18 protein-coding genes are annotated in these 18,181 nt (G+C 45.1%); 12 read left to right on the top strand and 6 right to left on the bottom strand.

Features of this window, described 5'->3' with window-relative positions:
• Positions 1-770 precede the first annotated feature (770 nt).
• From ACTS60_RS18120 to ACTS60_RS18110, 3 genes are read left to right on the top strand one after another with little or no spacing between them, the layout of a single operon-like run.
• On the top strand, positions 771-998 hold the full coding sequence (locus ACTS60_RS18120) for a FeoA family protein (protein WP_010446851.1): 228 nt from the start codon (positions 771-773) through the stop codon (positions 996-998).
• Entirely contained in the window at positions 998-3,274 is a 2,277-nt protein-coding gene (feoB, locus tag ACTS60_RS18115; protein WP_440889367.1) for a Fe(2+) transporter permease subunit FeoB, read from the top strand. The genes ACTS60_RS18120 and feoB overlap by 1 nt, the downstream gene beginning before the upstream one ends.
• A complete protein-coding gene (locus ACTS60_RS18110; RefSeq protein WP_010446855.1) occupies positions 3,271-3,501 on the top strand; it encodes a FeoC-like transcriptional regulator in 231 nt (76 codons plus the stop codon). The genes feoB and ACTS60_RS18110 overlap by 4 nt, the downstream gene beginning before the upstream one ends.
• Positions 3,502-3,574: 73 nt before the next feature.
• Here ACTS60_RS18110 and ACTS60_RS18105 read toward each other — a convergent pair whose 3' ends face one another.
• From ACTS60_RS18105 to argS, 3 genes are all read right to left on the bottom strand, one after another.
• Positions 3,575-4,096: a YqhA family protein gene (locus tag ACTS60_RS18105; protein WP_440889366.1), complete on the bottom strand. Its 522-nt coding sequence runs from the start codon at positions 4,094-4,096 to the stop codon at positions 3,575-3,577.
• Positions 4,097-4,246: 150 nt separating this feature from the next.
• On the bottom strand, positions 4,247-4,675 hold the full coding sequence (locus tag ACTS60_RS18100) for an HIT family protein (protein WP_010446859.1): 429 nt from the start codon (positions 4,673-4,675) through the stop codon (positions 4,247-4,249).
• A gap of 236 nt (positions 4,676-4,911) precedes the next feature.
• Entirely contained in the window at positions 4,912-6,645 is a 1,734-nt protein-coding gene (gene argS, locus ACTS60_RS18095; protein ID WP_010446861.1) for an arginine--tRNA ligase, read from the bottom strand.
• A gap of 220 nt (positions 6,646-6,865) precedes the next feature.
• Between argS and ACTS60_RS18090 the strand changes: the two genes are divergently transcribed.
• Positions 6,866-7,462, top strand: coding sequence for a VOC family protein (locus ACTS60_RS18090; protein ID WP_138956000.1), 597 nt, complete (start codon positions 6,866-6,868; stop codon positions 7,460-7,462).
• A 491-nt stretch (positions 7,463-7,953) separates the two neighbouring features.
• On the opposite strand, the gene purU is transcribed toward ACTS60_RS18090, so the two are convergent.
• Complete coding sequence (gene purU, locus ACTS60_RS18085; RefSeq protein ID WP_038884829.1) at positions 7,954-8,787, bottom strand: formyltetrahydrofolate deformylase; 834 nt, start codon at positions 8,785-8,787, stop codon at positions 7,954-7,956.
• A gap of 193 nt (positions 8,788-8,980) precedes the next feature.
• Between purU and ACTS60_RS18080 the strand changes: the two genes are divergently transcribed.
• The 8 genes from ACTS60_RS18080 to rnd all read left to right on the top strand — a co-directional run bounded on the left by ACTS60_RS18080 (position 8,981) and on the right by rnd (position 16,792).
• Entirely contained in the window at positions 8,981-9,178 is a 198-nt protein-coding gene (locus ACTS60_RS18080; RefSeq protein WP_440889365.1) for a hypothetical protein, read from the top strand.
• 134 nt (positions 9,179-9,312) lie between these two features.
• On the top strand, positions 9,313-11,238 hold the full coding sequence (locus ACTS60_RS18075) for an ATP-dependent DNA helicase (RefSeq protein WP_440889364.1): 1,926 nt from the start codon (positions 9,313-9,315) through the stop codon (positions 11,236-11,238).
• 42 nt (positions 11,239-11,280) lie between these two features.
• On the top strand, positions 11,281-11,982 hold the full coding sequence (gene tsaB / locus ACTS60_RS18070) for a tRNA (adenosine(37)-N6)-threonylcarbamoyltransferase complex dimerization subunit type 1 TsaB (protein WP_440889363.1): 702 nt from the start codon (positions 11,281-11,283) through the stop codon (positions 11,980-11,982).
• Between the two features lie 53 nt (positions 11,983-12,035).
• A complete protein-coding gene (locus ACTS60_RS18065) occupies positions 12,036-12,341 on the top strand; it encodes a hypothetical protein (protein WP_010446873.1) in 306 nt (101 codons plus the stop codon).
• A 28-nt stretch (positions 12,342-12,369) separates the two neighbouring features.
• Positions 12,370-12,927: a Slp family lipoprotein gene (locus ACTS60_RS18060; protein ID WP_440889362.1), complete on the top strand. Its 558-nt coding sequence runs from the start codon at positions 12,370-12,372 to the stop codon at positions 12,925-12,927.
• A 6-nt stretch (positions 12,928-12,933) separates the two neighbouring features.
• Complete coding sequence (locus ACTS60_RS18055; protein WP_440889373.1) at positions 12,934-13,788, top strand: alpha/beta fold hydrolase; 855 nt, start codon at positions 12,934-12,936, stop codon at positions 13,786-13,788.
• 106 nt (positions 13,789-13,894) lie between these two features.
• Positions 13,895-15,586, top strand: coding sequence for a long-chain-fatty-acid--CoA ligase FadD (fadD, locus tag ACTS60_RS18050; RefSeq protein WP_038884822.1), 1,692 nt, complete (start codon positions 13,895-13,897; stop codon positions 15,584-15,586).
• An 87-nt stretch (positions 15,587-15,673) separates the two neighbouring features.
• On the top strand, positions 15,674-16,792 hold the full coding sequence (gene rnd, locus ACTS60_RS18045) for a ribonuclease D (RefSeq protein WP_029560939.1): 1,119 nt from the start codon (positions 15,674-15,676) through the stop codon (positions 16,790-16,792).
• Positions 16,793-17,091: 299 nt separating this feature from the next.
• Here the strand turns inward: rnd and minE are convergent, their stop codons facing one another.
• Together minE and minD are read right to left on the bottom strand one after the other, a co-directional pair.
• Complete coding sequence (gene minE / locus ACTS60_RS18040; RefSeq protein ID WP_010446883.1) at positions 17,092-17,355, bottom strand: cell division topological specificity factor MinE; 264 nt, start codon at positions 17,353-17,355, stop codon at positions 17,092-17,094.
• Positions 17,356-17,357: 2 nt separating this feature from the next.
• Positions 17,358-18,170 (bottom strand): septum site-determining protein MinD, encoded by an 813-nt coding sequence (gene minD / locus ACTS60_RS18035; RefSeq protein ID WP_440889361.1) that lies wholly within the window; start codon positions 18,168-18,170, stop codon positions 17,358-17,360.
• Between the last annotated feature and the right edge of the window lie 11 nt (positions 18,171-18,181).

Here is an 18,181-nt window from a genome sequence, read left to right as displayed (position 1 = left end):
GATACGAGATACGAGATACGAGATACGAGATACGAGATACGAGATACGAGATACGAGATACGAGATACGAGATACGAGATACGAGATACGAGATACGAGATACGAGATACGAGATACGAGATACGAGATACGAGATGTCGCCTAAAAACTAGACACAGGGCTTTAGTTAACTAGTTCAAAATCAATGGGGCGGTATGTAAGAAAAATAGGTAATAAGGGTAACAGCGACTATTGACTAGCAGTAGAGATTTAAGAGGTTAGTGGAGGTTACTTAAGAAGCAATAAAGAAAGAGAAGAAAAAAAATATCGTGGTATAGCCGGGGGGACTATACCACGGGTGTCAATGACACCTTCGCTTGCTGCCGGAGTGACATGTTGCCATGCCACCTCTGGAATTCTTTTGAGTGGCTGTTGCCTCTCGATGGGTTAACTATACGAGACCTTACTTATTTTTCTTATAAAAATAACGACACCTTTATGTGAGAAATGCGACAAGTTGAATCTTGTTCAGTAAATTACTGATAAATAAGACTTAATTAATTTTTGAGTTTCTTTTGTTATCAGTTTGTTGTTGTTTTCTGTGGGCTCATTTATTGATTTTGACGAAAATGACGGAGTTTTAATTAACGAACTTGACGACTAATAAACAGGGTAGATTCGTGAAATCTTTGATTTCACACAATGAATAGGAGGGTATTGGGGAGTAGAATCGCCCCATTGAATACTCTTAATAATAATATTTATCATTAGCAATACTCTTAAGGGCCATTATGAAGCTATCAGAGATCAAACCCGGAGAAACGGTAACTATTCGATTACTTGAAGGTCTATCCTCAGATGTTCGAAAAAAGCTCATGGTAATGGGGCTACTTCCTAACACTCTAGTAAAAGTAATTCGACGCGCTCCTATGGGCGACCCTCTGCAAGTTGAAGTTCGTGGTGTTTCTGTTGCATTGCGAGAAGCGATTGCGCAAAACATTGAAGTGGAGCGAGCATAATGCAATATCAAATTCTTACTGTAGGTAACCCAAACAGCGGTAAAACAACACTTTTTAATGGCCTGACAGGTGCTAAACAGCAGGTTGGTAACTGGGCTGGTGTAACTGTTGAGAAGAAAACAGGTCAGTTTAAACATGCAGGTGATGATTTTGCACTGACTGACCTGCCTGGTATTTACTCACTTGATAGTGGTAACGACAGCAACAGCATTGATGAGTCGATCGCATCCCGTGCGGTCTTGACTCACCCAGCAGATTTGATCATCAACGTAGTAGATGCAACCAGTCTTGAACGTAGCCTATATATGACACTTCAACTACGTGAACTTGGCCGCCCAATGATTGTTGTGTTGAACAAGATGGATGCGCTTAAGCGTGAACGCCAAATCATCAATGTAGCTGAACTGGAAAAGACACTGGGTTGCCCAGTAGTAAGTCTATCTGCGACAAACAAAGCACAAGTTGCCGAGTTTAAAGAGAAGCTACACAAATCTGTGGTTCAAGGTGTTGCACTAAAAGAAATGTCTTTGAACTACGGCGAGCAAATGGAAGCGGCGATCAATAACGTTTCGGCTCTTTTTAATGATCAAACCGTTTCTAACCGTGCTCTAGCGATTCGTGCATTAGAAAAAGATGCACTTGTTCTTAACAGTATGTCAGATGCTGACCGCAATAGCGTTGAAAACACTATTACTGAGCTTGAACTGGATGTTGACCTGCATGTTGCCGACACTAAATATACGCACCTTCACGAAGAGTGTAAGAAAGTACGCCGTAGCGAAGGTAAGCTAAGTCGTAGTGTGACTGAAAAGCTCGACCAGTTCATCCTCAACAAGTGGGTGGGCATTCCATTCTTCTTCGTTGTGATGTACCTAATGTTCATGTTCTCTATCAACATTGGTAGTGCGTTCATCGACTTCTTCGATATCGGTGTTGGTGCGTTGCTAGTTGATGGCGGTCACCACTTATTGGATGGTCATTTGCCAGTTTGGGTGGTAACTGTTCTTGCTGATGGTATCGGTGGTGGTATCCAAACAGTCGCGACTTTCATTCCAGTTATCGCGTGTTTGTACCTTTTCCTAGCTGTACTTGAAAGCTCAGGCTACATGGCTCGTGCAGCATTCGTACTAGATAAAGTGATGCAGAAGATCGGCCTACCGGGCAAAGCATTTGTACCGCTTGTTCTTGGTTTTGGCTGTAACGTACCATCAATCATGGCAACTCGTACTTTAGACCAAGAGCGTGAACGTAAACTGGCTGCATCAATGGCTCCATTTATGTCATGTGGTGCTCGTTTGCCTGTATACGCGCTATTTGCCGCTGCATTTTTCCCTGGCTCGGGTCAGAACATTGTATTTGCACTTTACCTACTTGGTATTGTGGCTGCGATTTTCACTGGTCTTTTCCTTAAGCACACGCTTTATCCAGGTAGCAGTGACACGTTGGTTATGGAAATGCCAGATTACGAGCTTCCAACATTACAAAACGTTGTGATCAAAACGTGGCAAAAACTGAAGCGCTTTGTATTGGGTGCGGGCAAAACCATCGTAATCGTTGTGGCAATCCTAAGTTTCTTTAACTCACTAGGTACAGATGGCAGCTTTGGTAACGAAGACAGTGAAAATTCTGTACTTTCTAAAGCAGCACAAGTCGTGACGCCAGTGTTTGCACCAATCGGCGTTCAAGAAGACAACTGGCCAGCAACTGTTGGTATTATTACGGGGATCTTCGCTAAAGAAGCTGTGGTAGGTACGCTTAACAGCCTATACACCACACCAAGTGATGGCGAAGAAGCGGAATTTGACCTAATGGGCAGCCTAGAAGAAGCGGTAATGAGTATCCCTGATAACCTTGCTGGTTTGAGCTACTCAGATCCACTGGGCATTGAAGTCGGTGACCTTACTGATTCAAGTGCAGTAGCAGAAGAGCAAGAAGTAGATGCATCTATCTTTGGTAACATCAAAGCTCAATTTGCTTCTGGTAACGCAGCGTTTGCTTACCTAATCTTTATTCTTCTTTACACACCATGTGTAGCAGCGATGGGTGCATATGTACGTGAGTTCGGCCATAACTTTGCGCGTTTTATTGCGGTGTGGACAATGGGCTTGGCATATCTATGTGCGACGTTCTACAACCAGTTGACACACTTTGCAGATAGCCCTATTACTAGTGGTATTTGGATGGCAGTGATTGTGGCAATCTTCTTTGGCACATACCGCGTGTTCAAGCGAGTAGGTAAGAAGCACCAAGGTGCACTAGAGGTGCAAGTAGCATGATTTTAAAAGAGCTTTATCAATACATTGCAGACAAAGGAACCGTCTCCCAGTCAGATCTGGCTAAACAGTTTGGGATGAGTGAAGATGGCGCCGACGCGATGTTAAGCGTGTGGATCAAGAAGGGTAAAGTTAACCGCTTAGTCGACACCAATAAAGCTCATGACGTTACTCGAGTGCGCTACTCTGTAACTAAGCAAGATGGTTTATCTTTAACAGTAACCATGTAGCAGCAAGAAGTCTCACGTAAAACCGACAAAGCCGCATCAGTAATGATGCGGCTTTTCTTTTTTATCTATTCAATCAGCGATCTTCAGAGTTCTTGGTTGAGCCCAGTTCTAAGAACTTTAATCCAAGGCTTAGAACTAAAATCGAAATTGGTAGGGTTAAGATCGTCCAGTCTAAGCTATCGAAATTAATCAGTACGAGCTCCAAGAACTTCACAAATAAAATCACAATAATGACTTCAGCTAAGATGTTTTTTAGGTGACCAATGTTTGGTGTTCTGATCCAATGCAAAACGGATTGGTCTTGTGTTTTAGCTTTAACTTTATTGGAGATAAACAGAGTAAAGATACCGTGAGCAAAGATAAACAAAACCAGTGCGACAAGAAACGTATCTAGAGACTTGATCAAATAAGCGATCGCGATGTCTGCTTTATCTAAATGTGCGAGTGTTTCTGGAGGTGTTTGATTAAGAATGAAGACCGCAAATGCCGAATAGGTTTTTGCTGCGCCCATAACAAAAAGCAAGAACGAAGCCGCCATAGAACAGATGATGGCAATCCAGCTGACGTATCGGAATGTGTTGAAGACTTGTTTCATGATGACCCTCTCTAATTGAGCGAGCAGTCTAAACAAGTTTGATTTGAGTGATAATCCCAGGAAAATGAGAAAGATTGTTACAAATAAGTATTAATCTTTCTCTGTCTATTTCAGCTGTATTCAAAGACGGATTATTTTCGCTAGCAGTGCTTATGCTTTTTGGAAAATAGAGCTCAGTGACAGCACGTTCTTAATACGACCAAGCAATTCGTTTTGCTCTTCTTCTGTGCGGAATTCACCTTTGGTGTTACCCCAAACTGGTCCCGGCCATGCCACATCGTCTTCGAAGCGAGCAATATGGTGAATGTGCAGTTGTGGCACCATGTTACCTAGCGCGCCAAGGTTTAACTTATCTGGACGGAATGTTGCTTCCAGTGCTTGGCTTACCGCTTGAGACTCTAGCAAAAACTGTTGCTGTTCTTGCATTGGCAAGTGGTGAAGCTCTTTTAGGTTTGCACGCTTAGGTACCAAGATAACCCATGGCACGGCATTGTCTTTATGCAGAAGTGCCACGCACAGTGGGAAGTGGCCGATAACGGTGGTGTCTTTTGCCAGTTGAGGGTGCAGTTCAAAACTCATGATCTTTCCAATTAATTGTTTTAGTTGAGTATAAGGTTGGAGAGAGGATGTGGCTAGGTCTTAAATACTAAACGAGAGATTCCCTATCACGTTCGTCCCTCACTGTAGGGAGTGACGTGTTTCTACCGACGCTAGTGGGGAAGTGGTTGGTCTCACGCAAATGAGATATGCGGAGCAATAAAAAAGGCTGACGCTTTCACGCCAACCTTTCTAACTTGTCTCGAGACTCGAATCGTTTACATACGCTCTAGAGTATCGATACCTAGTAGAGATAGACCTTGCTTGATGGTCTTCGCCGTTAGCGCTGCTAGTTTCAGACGGCTTTGTTTCACAGCTTCGTCTTCAGCAACTAGGATAGGGCACGCTTCGTAGAAGCTAGAGAACTGACCTGCTAGTTCGAATAGGTAGCTACACATGATGTGCGGTTGACCTTCGCGAGCAACAGATTGAACCGCTTCTTCGAATTGCATAAGTTTTGCGATAAGCGCTTTTTCTTTCTCGTCAGTGATCTTAATTTCACCTTGTAGATCATCCATAGAAACGCCAGCTTTAGCGAATACAGATGCTACACGAGTGTAAGCGTATTGCATGTAAGGTGCAGTGTTACCTTCGAACGCTAGCATGTTGTCCCAATCGAACACGTAGTCTGTGGTACGGTGCTTAGAAAGGTCTGCGTACTTAACCGCTGCCATTGCAACTGTGTTAGCGATCGCTTTCTTCTCGTCTTCTGCTAGTTCTGGGTTCTTAGATTCGATCAGCTGTGCTGCACGAACTTCTGCTTCATCAAGAAGATCAGCAAGACGAACCGTGCCGCCTGCACGAGTCTTGAATGGTTTACCATCTTTACCTAGCATCATACCGAATGCGTGGTGTTCAAGAGAAACAGATTCTGGGATGTAACCCGCTTTACGAACAATAGTCCAAGCTTGCATTAGGTGCTGGTGCTGACGAGAGTCGATGAAGTAAAGCACACGATCTGCGCCTAGCTCTTCGTAACGGTATTTCGCACATGCGATATCTGTTGTTGTGTATAGGAAGCCGCCGTCACGCTTCTGAACGATAACGCCCATCGCTTCGCCGTCTTTGTTCTTGAACTCTTCAAGGAACACAACTTGCGCGCCGTCATCTTCAACCGCAAGACCTTGTGCTTTAAGGTCTGCTACGATCTTAGGTAGCATGTCGTTGTACATGCTCTCGCCCATTACGTCATCACGAGATAGAGATACGTTTAGACGATCGTAGTTGCGTTGGTTTTGGATCATGGTTACGTCAACCAGCTTCTTCCACATTTCTGCGCAGAACTCGTCGCCGCTTTGCAGTTTCACAACGTAGTTACGTGCTTTAACTGCGAATTCTTCGTCTTCGTCGTACAGTTTCTTAGACTCACGGTAGAAGCCTTCAAGGTCAGCCAGTTCCATAGAAACTTCGCCAGACTCTTGTTGTACACGCTCAAGGTTTGCGATAAGCATACCGAACTGAGTACCCCAGTCACCGATGTGGTTCGCACGGATCACTTTGTGACCTAGGAACTCAAGAGTACGTACTACCGCATCACCGATGATGGTTGAACGTAGGTGACCAACGTGCATTTCTTTTGCTACGTTTGGTGCAGAGTAGTCAGCAACGATAGTTTGAGCTTCGTCTGCAGCAACGCCAAGGCGTGAATCAGCCAGTGCTGCTTCCGCTTGCTTCGCAAGGAACTCTTCGCTTAGGAAAATGTTGATGAAACCAGGACCAGCGATTTCTGTCTTGCTCGCAATACCGTCTAGGTCTAGAACATCCAGTACTTTCTGTGCAAATTCTCGTGGGTTAGTACCCAGTTTTTTAGCAACGCCCATTACGCCGTTTGCTTGGTAGTCACCAAATTGTGGCTTTGCTGATTGGCGAACTGCTGCAGGACTGCCTGCAGGTGCGCCAGCGGCTTCTAGAGCCTGAGATACTTTGTCATTAATAAGTGCTTGGATATTCACACGCGTTTCCTTCAATTCAAGGACGAAGAACTCGGCGATATAAGTGCCGAGTTCTGTTGGAGTTCACAAAAATGGGGCTAATGATAACAACTTTATTGCTTTTCATACAGAGAGGATTAGGGGAAATTTATACTTTTTCGATTGAATGGAAATGTGGCTTGGTTTGCGTTTACTATTGCGCTCAGAGTAATGAGATAAATCGCCCCAAAAGAGAGCCACAATGACGACTCAACTAGTTGAAAAACGCCTAGCGCCTGAATTGATGATCCAAGATCTGGATGCATTTATGGCGAAGATTGAAGAGCTTGCATCCCTGTTAAAACTGGATCTGAGCTTTGCTCAAGCTGACCATATTGCGCTGCGTATTAACGATACTGAAACCGCAAAAGCTGCGCATGAAGCATGGAATCAATACGGTAAGGTGATTTCACAAGCGAAAATCAACGGTCGCCCGATTATTGTTATTGAATTCGACAAAGCGTTGGAAAGCCGTGGCTGGAAGATTGAATGTTTGGAGCTGCCATACCCTGCGGAAGGCAAAATCTACCCAACTGAAAGCTGGGAACATGTGGAGTTTGTGATTCCATCTCATGCCGAAACTGCAGACGACTTTCTAGCTGATTTGAAACACACTTATCCAGCGTTTGGTGCACGCTTTGATGAGTTGGAACAGCTGGGTGTGAAGATCAAATTGTCCAGCCCGAAAGGGGAAGGCGAACGCTTGAATAACCCAACCGTGGCGTTTAAGTATCAGGGTATTTGTATCAAGCTGCATCCGCATTCACTCAAGCGTATTGTGGAGTCTGAGCAGGCTTAATTTGTTTTACGTGCGCTGAGCTTTGTGGGCAAACTGGAGCTGACAGTGCGCGGATATGAGATTCCTGATCTCGCTTAAGCTCGTCGGAATGACGCGTTTGAGTTGTTTGCGCTTGGTTAAGTGGTGCGTATTAATGCGTTTTTATGCCTATGTCCCACTTATGTCATTCCTGACATCGAAGAAAGAGTGCTGTCGTGAAGGCTAGCGTTAAATCGCAGGATTCCTGATCTTGGCTAAGCTCGTCGGGCTGACGAAGTTCAAGTCGTTTGTGTTTGGTCAAGTGATGTGCACTAATTAGCTTTCATGCTCATGCTCATGCTCATGCTCATGCCTCAATTACGTCATTCCCGAAAGCGACGAAGGAGCGCAGTCGGGAATCTCTTAACATGCACTGCCATAAAACATCCAACGACTGATACAAAAAACGCGTAATGAAAAGGCAATACCTTCTCTAATTACGCGTTTTTAATAGTTAACAGTCAGTCGCTAACTCAAAGAATAACCGTCTTATTACCGTAAACAAAAACGTGGTCATTGAGCACTTTGTTTAGTGCTTTACTCAACACGTTCTTTTCTACATCACGACCCGCTTGCGCCATATCTTGTGCGCTGAAAGTGTGATCGACAGGAATTACGTCCTGTTTAATGATTGGCCCTTCATCTAGATCATTGGTAACAAAGTGTGCGGTTGCACCAATGATTTTCACGCCACGATCAAACGCTTGTTGGTACGGTTTTGCACCGATGAAAGCGGGCAAGAAACTGTGGTGAATATTAATAATCTTGTGATGGTACTGCTCTACAAAAGCTGGGGTTAGCACACGCATGTACTTCGCCAGAACTAAAAAGTCCGCATCGTATTGAGCGATAACTTCGAGCATCTTTTGCTCATGCTCTTCGCGGCTCAGATCTTCGTGAGTAACATGGTGATAAGGGATATCGAAGCGTTCAGTAAGGCCTTGTAGTTTGTCGTAGTTACCGACAACGGCGGCGATCTCTACATCCAAACTTCCGTCGTAGTTCTTCATTAAAATATCGCCTAAACAATGCGCTTCTTTGGTGACTAAAATAACGATACGCTTACGGCGGGAACTGATGAGCTTTCGCTTCGCACCTTGAGGCAGTGCTTGGTCTAAATCTGCTAGAAAAGTCTGATCATTGAAGTAGCCTTCTAGCTCGGTACGCATAAAAAAGTGACCACTGGCATTATCTACAAACTCATTATTGTGGACGATATTCAGTTGGTGCTTATAACAAATATTGGTGATTTTTGAGATCAGGCCTGGGGCGTCTGAACAATGAGTAAGTAGTGTTTTCTTTTCCATAAATAGAATACTTCCATGTTTTATTTTTTTTAGCGTACGAAAAATTGTTTAGCCCTAATAGGGTGAACTATGCCGCAATTTGACCACCATAAATAATCTATTATCAAAATGGTTTCAACAAATTATCTAGGTGAATTTAAACAGTCACAAGTTTGTTGACGTAAGACAAAATTAAAAGGCTAAGGTGGTGCGTATGGATAAAGAACTACTAGCACGCAAACTGTACCAAGAGCGAGTAAGTGCATTAGTGGGGGAACAAGGCATTGATGAGCAGGTGCTCAGTCTAATGTGGGAAAATAAAGCCACTCCTACCGAAGCGGCGAAAGCCATGGTATCGGACGATGCATTCCAAGGACCAGCTTGGCTAAATCGCTACTTAAATCGTAAATAACTTCACAAACACCTTCCGGGGCGGGTCTTATTATTGGCTCGCCCCGGCTCACTTTCTGCACTTTTGTCACCTCGTGATCCTTTCCCGTTCTTTGGTATACTCTCGGCAATTTTTCTCGCTCAGGCAAAAAGTGGATGATCGCAAAAACCTTTTCCTCTGATGGTGCGCTAGGTAAAGCTATACCTGGTTTTCAAGCTCGTCAGCCCCAAATCGATATGGCAGAAGCCGTCAGCAGTGCGATCAAAGACCAAACTCAGCTGGTGGTTGAAGCTGGGACGGGAACAGGTAAAACCTTCGCTTACCTTGTGCCGGCGTTATTGAGTGGCAAAAAAGTCATCATCAGTACCGGATCTAAGAACTTACAAGAGCAGCTATATCATCGTGACCTGCCGTTGATGGTGAATTCGCTGGGATTCTATGGTCAAGTGGCATTGTTAAAAGGTCGCTCTAACTACCTTTGTTTAGATCGCTTAAGCCGACAGATGGTCGAAAGCCACACCAACGAAGCAGATCCAACACTGCTGACTCAATTGGTTAAGGTACGCTCTTGGTCTTCGGAAACGAAAACGGGCGATTTAGGAGGTTGTGAAGATCTGCCTGAAGACAGCATGATCATCCCAACCATTACCTCAACCAACGACAACTGCTTAGGCAAAGAGTGTCCGAGCTATACTGATTGTTTCGTCTTAAAAGCACGTAAACGTGCGATGGATTCGGACATCGTTGTCGTAAACCACCATCTGTTCCTCGCCGATCTTGCGATAAAAGAAACGGGTTTTGGCGAGCTGATCCCTGAGGCAGATGTATTCATCTTCGATGAAGCCCACCAGCTTCCAGATATCGCCAGCGAATACTTCGGACAGTCGATCTCCAGCCGTCAGATCCAAGAGCTTGCCAAAGACATTGAAATTGCCTACCGCACAGAAGCGAAAGACATGCGTCAACTGCAAAAAGTGGGGGATAAACTGATGCAAAGTGCCATGGACATGCGCATTGTATTAGGTGAACCCGGTTTTCGTGGCAACTGGCGTGAGGCTCTGCAATCGGAATCGATCAAGTGTGAACTGGTACGTTTAATTGATAGCCTAGATCTTGCCATCGATGTACTAAAACTGGCGTTGGGTAGAAGCCAATTGCTGGATACCGCGTTTGAGCGTGCCAACCTCATCAAAGGTCGGATCGACAGAGTGTGTGACGTAGACATCACCGGTTATTCCTACTGGTACGATACTTCTCCGCGCCATTTCGCCCTGCACATTACACCGCTTTCGGTGGCGGATAAATTCCATGAGCAAATCGAAATCAAACAAGGTGCGTGGATTTTTACCTCAGCAACCCTTGCTGTCTCTGGTGACTTCAAGCACTTTACTGAACGCTTGGGTCTGAAGCCAAAACAACAGTTTTCCCTGCCTTCTCCGTTTGATTACGAGCAGCAAGCGCGTTTATGTGTACCTCGTTATTTACCTGAGCCAAACAGCCCAGGCTTAGCCGACAAACTGGTGCGAATGCTCGCGCCTGTCATTGAAGAGAATGACGGACGTTGTTTCTTCTTATGTACTTCGCACAGCATGATGCGTGAGCTAGGAGAACGCTTTCGTGAAGTGCTGGATTTGCCAGTACTCATGCAAGGCGAAATGAGTAAACAGAAGACCCTAGCCGAGTTTATGGAGCTGGGTAATGCACTGCTGGTGGCCACTGGTGCATTTTGGGAAGGGATAGATGTTAGAGGTGATGCACTGAGCTGTGTTATCATCGATAAATTACCGTTTACAGCCCCTGATGATCCATTGCTTAAGGCACGTATTGAAGATTGTCGGTTACGTGGTGGTGAGCCATTTGCAGAAGTGCAAATTCCTGACGCCGTTATTACGTTAAAACAAGGGGTAGGGCGTTTGATTCGAGATCAGAAAGATCACGGTGCATTAATCATTTGTGACAACCGTTTGGTCACACGAGATTATGGTGGGATCTTTTTAGCAAGTTTACCTCCGATCCCAAGAACACGAGATCTAGAACGAATCAAAACATTCCTAAAAGCCGAACAAGGTAGCCAGTCATAGAGTGGCCTTAATTACATTTAGAACAGAGTTATAGAGAGTCAAATGAGCGCAAAAATTCTTGCTATCGATACTGCTACAGAAAATTGTTCTGTTGCATTATTAGTGGGTGATAAAGTGATTTCATGTAGTGAAGTTGCACCTCGCGATCACACCAAGAAAGTGCTACCAATGGTAGATGAACTTCTGAAAGAAGCCGGTTTGACCCTTCAAGAGTTGGATGCGCTTGCGTTTGGTCGTGGTCCGGGCAGCTTTACTGGTGTTCGTATCGGTATTGGTATTGCACAAGGTTTAGCATTTGGTGCAGACCTACCAATGATTGGCGTTTCAACACTTGCAGCCATGGCGCAAGGCAGCTACCGCCGACACGGTGCGACTGATGTTGCGGTTGCAATTGATGCACGTATGAGTGAAGTTTATTGGGCTCGTTATACTCGTCAAGAGAATGGCGAATGGGCTGGAGTGGATGCAGAATGCGTGATTCCACCTGCGCGTTTAGCCGAAGAAGTACAAGCTGACGATAATACATGGACAACCGCAGGTACAGGTTGGGATGCATACCAAGATGAGTTAGGTCAACTTCGATTGAATCTAACTGCTGGTGAGGTACTTTACCCCGATTCGCAAGACATTGTTATTTTAGCGAAACAGGAGCTGGATAAAGGCAATACTGTTCCAGTCGAAGAGTCGAGCCCAGTTTATCTGCGTGACAATGTGACTTGGAAGAAGCTACCAGGTCGCGAATAATCCTTATTGAGTTAGGGCGAAGTTTACTTCGCCCTAAATAAAGATGGAGCGTTATGGCATCGATAAATGGTTTACCTCCTGCGTTGGTTCCCGGTGCAAATCGAACGACGAAAACCAACAAAAAAAGTCAGGTAAAGAAAAGTCAGCAAAAGCAACCCGTTGGCCAACCATCAAAGGTGGCGAATGCGGTCGCGCACTCCATCAAACAGGTTGATGAATCACAAATACATCGGGCTCAAATTCAATATGATTTGCCTGAAGGACGTGCTCGCAAAGCCATGGAAGAATATATGGGTGTAATGAACCAAGCGAAAAAAGAGGAACTCGCTCAATTGCTTGGTGTCGATATTTACATCTAAACTGCAACACAACCTTTAAAGGGGAAACATGAACCTATCCAAACGAATTTTATTTACCCTTCTTGTTACGATTGGCTTGTCCGCGTGTAGCTCCCTACCAGAAGAGCTTAATGCGTCAACAGAACAAGTCATGACAGATTACAAAACCTTCGCAGAATCCCAAGGTCAAGTTAAGGAAGACGTAAGACTCGGCGGCGTTATTGCTCAAGTCGACAACTTGAAAGATAAAACCCGTTTGGAAGTTGTGAACCTCCCAATTAGTAAAACTGGTAAACCAAATATTGATAAAGAACCTATTGGCCGCTTTGTTGTATATATGGATGGATATTTAGAACCAGTATCGTTTAGCAAAGGCAGGCTAATTACTGTTGTTGGTAAAAGTGCAGGGGAAGAGCAAGGCAAAATCGGTGAGCACCCTTACATTTTCCCTGTAGTGACAGGCGATGGCTACCGCTTATGGAAGATTGAAGAGCGCGTACGCATGTACGATACGCCAACTTACTTCTACCCTTGTTACTCCATTAACTGCCGCATGATGAGAAATGACTTCCCACAAGACGGCAAGGTGATCAAAAAGGTTAAATAGTCTGTGATTAATGAGCGCCGTTTTGAACTCCCATGTGGGAGCATGGCTGCCCTAGAGATCGGAAACGAAAAAACGACTGCTTGTTCAGTCGTTTTTCTTCATGGGTGGATGGATAATGCGGGCAGTTTTAAGGCTCTGATGAATGCTATTCACCAGAGAGCGCCGGAGCTTCACTTGTTAGCAATAGACCTATTTGGTCATGGTCTCTCCAGTCATAAATCCTCCGATAATTACTATCCTTTTCATGACTACATTGCTGATTTACACCAACTATTGGATGAATTATCGCCAAACAGACTGGTGTTAGTAGGGCATTCACTAGGCGCATTAATCGCAAGTTGCTATAGTGCTGCTTTTCCAGAGCAAGTCGAAGCATTAGTGCAAATTGAAGGGGCGGGTCCACTCGCTGAAAACCCTTCAAATAGCGTTAAACGTCTGCGTAACGGTGTCCTCAGTCGACAACGTCAACGTAACAAACCGGAGCGAGCCATCGCTTCTTTCGATCTGGCGTTAAAGCTACGCATGCAAGCGAATCAGCTGACTGCCGAGCAGTTGATGCCTATCGTAGAGCGCGGAACTGAATGTCGTGATAACCAATGGTTTTGGCGACATGATGCCAAATTAAAATGCGAGTCTCTTTATCGTATGGCGCAGGATCACGCGAATGCGATCACCAGCCAAATCTGCTGTCCGCACCTGATCATTTTAGGTGACAAAGGATTTCAGCATTTACAGTCTAACCAAGTCGATTGGGGAGAAAATCCACCGAATGTGGTTTCTGTCGCAGGTGGGCATCATTGTCATTTAGAGCAAAAGCTCGAGGTCGCAAAGCGAATTCTTGGTGTAGTTAACAAAATTTAAACAAGTGTTTGAGAGTTACGTGCTCAAGCACGTTTGCTGTGCTGTAATAGTGCTCAAAATAAAAAGGACGCTATTTTTTAGCCAGTTATAAACGAGGAGTAACATCGTGGATAAACCATGGCTTTCACGTTATCCAAGTGACGTACCTGAAACCATCAATCCAGAGCAATATGAGTCTTTGGTAGAAATGTTCGAGCAGTCTGTACAAAAATACGCAGACCAACCGGCATTCATGAACATGGGCTCGGTCATGACCTTCCGCAAGTTGGAAGAGCGTAGCCGCGCATTTGCCGCATACCTACAAAACGAACTAAAGCTGAAAAAGGGTGACCGCGTTGCTCTTATGATGCCAAACCTGCTGCAATACCCTGTCGCGCTATTTGGTATTTTGCGTGCTGGTTGTATCGCGGTGAACGTGAACCCACTTTACACTCCCCGTGAGCTAGAGCATCAGCTAAACGATGCTGGCGCAACGGCGATCGTTATCGTTTCTAACTTCGCGAACACACTTGAGCAGATCGTTGAAAACACGCCTGTTAAGCACGTCGTTCTGACCAGCCTTGGTCAAATGCTGCCACGTGCGAAAGGTACGCTTGTCGACTTCGTAGTTAAGTACGTGAAAGGTATGGTACCTAAGTACGATCTACCGGGTGCAATCTCAATGCGCAAAGCGCTGCACAAAGGTCGTCGTCTTCAGTACGTGAAGCCATTTATGTCTGGCGATGATATTGCGTTCCTTCAGTACACCGGTGGTACAACGGGCGTAGCGAAAGGCGCAATCCTGACGCACCGCAATATGATTGCGAACGTAATGCAGGCGAAAGGCGCGTATGGCCCCGTTCTGTCTCCGGGGCGTGAACTGGTTGTGACAGCACTGCCGCTTTATCACGTATTTGCGCTGACGGTGAACTGTCTACTATTCATCGAAATGGGTGGCAATAACCTACTGATTACCAACCCACGTGACATTCCAGGTTTTGTGAAAGAGCTGCAGAAGCACCAGTTCACCGCTATTACCGGTGTAAACACGTTGTTTAATGCATTGGTAAATAACGAAGATTTCCATGAGCTAGATTTCAGTAACCTTCGCCTAGCAGTAGGTGGTGGTATGGCAGTACAACGCGCGGTTGCAGAGAGTTGGCAGAAAACAACCGGATGTTACCTACTCGAAGGTTACGGCCTAACAGAATGTTCTCCGCTCGTGGCGGCTTACCCGCATGACCTAGTGGAATATAACGGCTCTATCGGTCTGCCTGTACCATCAACGGAAGTACGTATCGTTGATGAAGAAGGTAACGGTTTACCAAACACTGAAACCGGTGAGCTTCAAGTTCGTGGTCCTCAAGTTATGCAGGGCTACTGGCAGCGTCCGGAAGCGACCAAAGAAGTGATCAACGAAGATGGTTGGTTATCGACCGGTGATATCGTTAAGTTTGATGAGGAAGGCTTCCTACACATCGTCGACCGTAAGAAAGACATGATTCTTGTGTCTGGCTTCAACGTTTACCCGAACGAGATCGAAGACGTGGTTGCTTTGCACGGTAAAGTGCTTGAGGTCGCTGCTATTGGTCAGCCTCACGAAGTTTCTGGTGAGTTAGTGAAGATTTACGTGGTTAAACGTGATCCAAGCTTAACTAAAGACGAAGTCATTGCACATTGTCGCCAACACCTAACTGGCTACAAAGTACCTAAGTTGGTTGAGTTCCGTGAAGATCTACCTAAGACCAACGTAGGTAAGATCCTTCGACGCGTATTGCGTGAAGAAAACGACGCAGAGCTCGCGAAGAAGAGCGCATAAGCGGATTTCTTTGTGCAACAATCATTTATTGATAATTAATGTTAGAATGCCAGCGTTTTGCTGGCATTTTTTTATAGCGAGAAGCATGTGAATTATCAAATTATTACTAAAAACAAAGACCTAGAACAAGTTTGCGCTCTAGCTCGAGAAGCAGATGTCGTTATGTTGGATACTGAGTTTGTCCGTGTAAGGACTTACTATCCGCAGCTAGGCTTGATTCAGCTTTTCGATGGCAAGCAACTTTCCCTAATTGACCCAACTGAACTTACCGACATGAGTTCATTTGTTGAGTTACTTAAAGACACCTCAGTACTTAAAGTTCTACACGCATGCGGTGAAGATCTAGAAGTATTCCAAAATGCCTTTGATTGCACGCCATTCCCAATGGTGGACACTCAGCTTATGGCGGCGTTTCTTGGCCACGGACTTTCAACCGGTTTTGCAACGCTAGTCGAAGAATACCTTGGTGTGGAACTGGATAAGAGTGAATCTCGCACCGATTGGATGGCACGTCCATTAACACAAAAGCAGCTTGATTATGCCGCAGCGGATGTTCACTACTTGCTGCCTCTCTATGAGAAGTTGTTCGATAAGGTGACGGAAGCAGGCTGGTGGGAAGCTGTTCAGCAAGAAAGCGACCTACTGGTTTCTAAACGTATTCGTAATACCAACCCAGACAACGCCTACCTTGATATTAAAGGCGCTTGGCAGCTAAAACCTCGTGAGTTAGCCGTTCTTAAGCCTCTGGCAACTTGGCGTTACCGCGAAGCACTAAAGCGCGATCTTGCGCTGAACTTTATCTTCAAAGAAGGGGACTTGCTCACAGTGGCACGCCTTGGCCTGACGAGTTTCAAGAAGATGGAAGCAGAAGGTATTGATATTCGCGCAATCAATCGTCATGGTGCGCGTATAGCGGCTATCGTCAAGCAAGCGAAGCTCACTCCAGCCGATGAGTACCCTGCTACTATTGAACGTTTGATGGATTACCCTGGCTACAAGCAAATCTTCAAGAACATGAAGGACGTAGTGAAAGTAGCGTCTCAAAAATCTGGCTTAGCGACCGAGTTTTTGGCTTCGAAAAAGCAGATTAACCAAATCATCAGTTGGGTTTGGAAGAAAGATCGTGATCCAGCGAGACTACCGGACGTGATGCAAGGTTGGCGTCTAGAGTTGCTAGGTGAGAAGATGGATAAGATTCTCAAGTAAGCGTTGCTCAAAACAAGATAAACGAAAAAGGTTGGCAAATAAGCCAACCTTTTTTGTAACACGCATTTTTATTTTGCCTGAGACTCTCATTTTGGCGATACCAAGCCACCGATTCATACAAGCGAAGCTGGGTGGACCGTAAGAACCTAAGTGAGACTAGGAATCTACTTCTAGTCTGCCTTGAAGCCAAAGCTATCTCTCAACAATCCGAATGCTCTGGCAATAGATTCTGAATCGCGCAGGTCCCTCGCGGTCCAGTATGACGATGAGAAGGTCACTCAAGCAAAGTCGAAAAGTAATTACTTCTCGTCTTCTGGTAACTTCACGTTGAGCTCAAGAACGGAAATATCATCGTCTTTGTGTTCAAACGTTAGGTCAACCATGTTCGGGTCAATAGCCACGTACTTACTGATCACTTTAAGGATATCTTCCTTAAGTTGCGGTAAGTATGAAGGCGCAGGATCATCTTGGCTACGACGTTCCGCCACGATAATTTGTAAACGCTCTTTCGCTAGGCTTGCTGATGCTTTCTTCTGAGGTCGGAAAAATTCCAATAGTGACATTATTAGCCTCCAAATAGTCGTTTAAAGAGTCCTTTCTTCTCCTCAGTAAGGAAACGAAATTCAACTTGCTCACCCAGTAGGCGGTCAACGGTATCTGAGTACGCCATACCAGCATCTGTATTTTCATCAAAAATAACAGGAACACCTTTGTTTGATGCGTTCAATACAGCTTGGCTTTCAGGGATAACACCAAGTAGGGAAATATGCAGGATCTCTTCTACGTCTTCAACACTCAGCATTTCACCTTGGTTTACACGGCCAGGGTTGTAGCGAGTCAGTAGAAGGTGCTGCTTCACTGGCTCTAAACCTTGCTCAGCGCGAAGTGATTTAGAATCAAGAATACCAAGAATACGGTCTGAATCGCGTACTGAAGAGACTTCAGGGTTGGTCGTTACGATAGCTTCATCGGCGTAGTAAAGCGCCATTAGAGCACCTTGCTCGATACCTGCTGGAGAGTCACAGATAATGAAATCGAAACCCATCTCACCCATCTCGTTGAACACACGTTGTACACCGTCTCTAGTCAGTGCATCTTTATCTCGAGTTTGAGAAGCAGGAAGAATAAACAGGTTATCGGTACGTTTGTCTTTGATCAACGCTTGGTTTAGCGTTGCCTCACCATTAATAACGTTAACGAAATCATAAACAACGCGACGTTCGCAGCCCATGATTAAATCGAGATTACGCAGGCCGATATCGAAATCGATCACCGCTGTCTTTTTACCCTTGAGGGCAAGACCAGAAGCGATGGCTGCGCTAGAAGTGGTTTTACCCACGCCACCCTTACCAGACGTTACAACAATAATGCGTGCCATTTTATTTCCTT

The organism is Vibrio sp. WZ-1 (assembly GCF_052037695.1).
GTDB lineage: Bacteria > Pseudomonadota > Gammaproteobacteria > Enterobacterales > Vibrionaceae > Vibrio.
The sequence above is the reverse complement of the archived record's forward strand: the minus strand, read 5'-3'. Positions and strand labels throughout refer to the sequence as shown.

Excerpts from the sequence above, each read along its gene's own strand:
- ACTS60_RS18120 (WP_010446851.1), top strand. The coding sequence starts at position 771 with ATGAAGCTATCAGAGATCAAACCCGGAGAAACGGTAACTATTCGATTA.
- minE (WP_010446883.1), bottom strand. The coding sequence starts at position 17,355 with ATGTCACTATTGGAATTTTTCCGACCTCAGAAGAAAGCATCAGCAAGC.
- ACTS60_RS18075 (WP_440889364.1), top strand. The coding sequence starts at position 9,313 with ATGATCGCAAAAACCTTTTCCTCTGATGGTGCGCTAGGTAAAGCTATA.
- ACTS60_RS18105 (WP_440889366.1), bottom strand. The coding sequence starts at position 4,096 with ATGAAACAAGTCTTCAACACATTCCGATACGTCAGCTGGATTGCCATC.
- ACTS60_RS18110 (WP_010446855.1), top strand. The coding sequence starts at position 3,271 with ATGATTTTAAAAGAGCTTTATCAATACATTGCAGACAAAGGAACCGTC.
- ACTS60_RS18065 (WP_010446873.1), top strand. The coding sequence starts at position 12,036 with ATGGCATCGATAAATGGTTTACCTCCTGCGTTGGTTCCCGGTGCAAAT.
- ACTS60_RS18100 (WP_010446859.1), bottom strand. The coding sequence starts at position 4,675 with ATGAGTTTTGAACTGCACCCTCAACTGGCAAAAGACACCACCGTTATC.
- ACTS60_RS18080 (WP_440889365.1), top strand. The coding sequence starts at position 8,981 with ATGGATAAAGAACTACTAGCACGCAAACTGTACCAAGAGCGAGTAAGT.
- ACTS60_RS18090 (WP_138956000.1), top strand. The coding sequence starts at position 6,866 with ATGACGACTCAACTAGTTGAAAAACGCCTAGCGCCTGAATTGATGATC.
- purU (WP_038884829.1), bottom strand. The coding sequence starts at position 8,787 with ATGGAAAAGAAAACACTACTTACTCATTGTTCAGACGCCCCAGGCCTG.
- minD (WP_440889361.1), bottom strand. The coding sequence starts at position 18,170 with ATGGCACGCATTATTGTTGTAACGTCTGGTAAGGGTGGCGTGGGTAAA.
- tsaB (WP_440889363.1), top strand. The coding sequence starts at position 11,281 with ATGAGCGCAAAAATTCTTGCTATCGATACTGCTACAGAAAATTGTTCT.
- ACTS60_RS18060 (WP_440889362.1), top strand. The coding sequence starts at position 12,370 with ATGAACCTATCCAAACGAATTTTATTTACCCTTCTTGTTACGATTGGC.
- feoB (WP_440889367.1), top strand. The coding sequence starts at position 998 with ATGCAATATCAAATTCTTACTGTAGGTAACCCAAACAGCGGTAAAACA.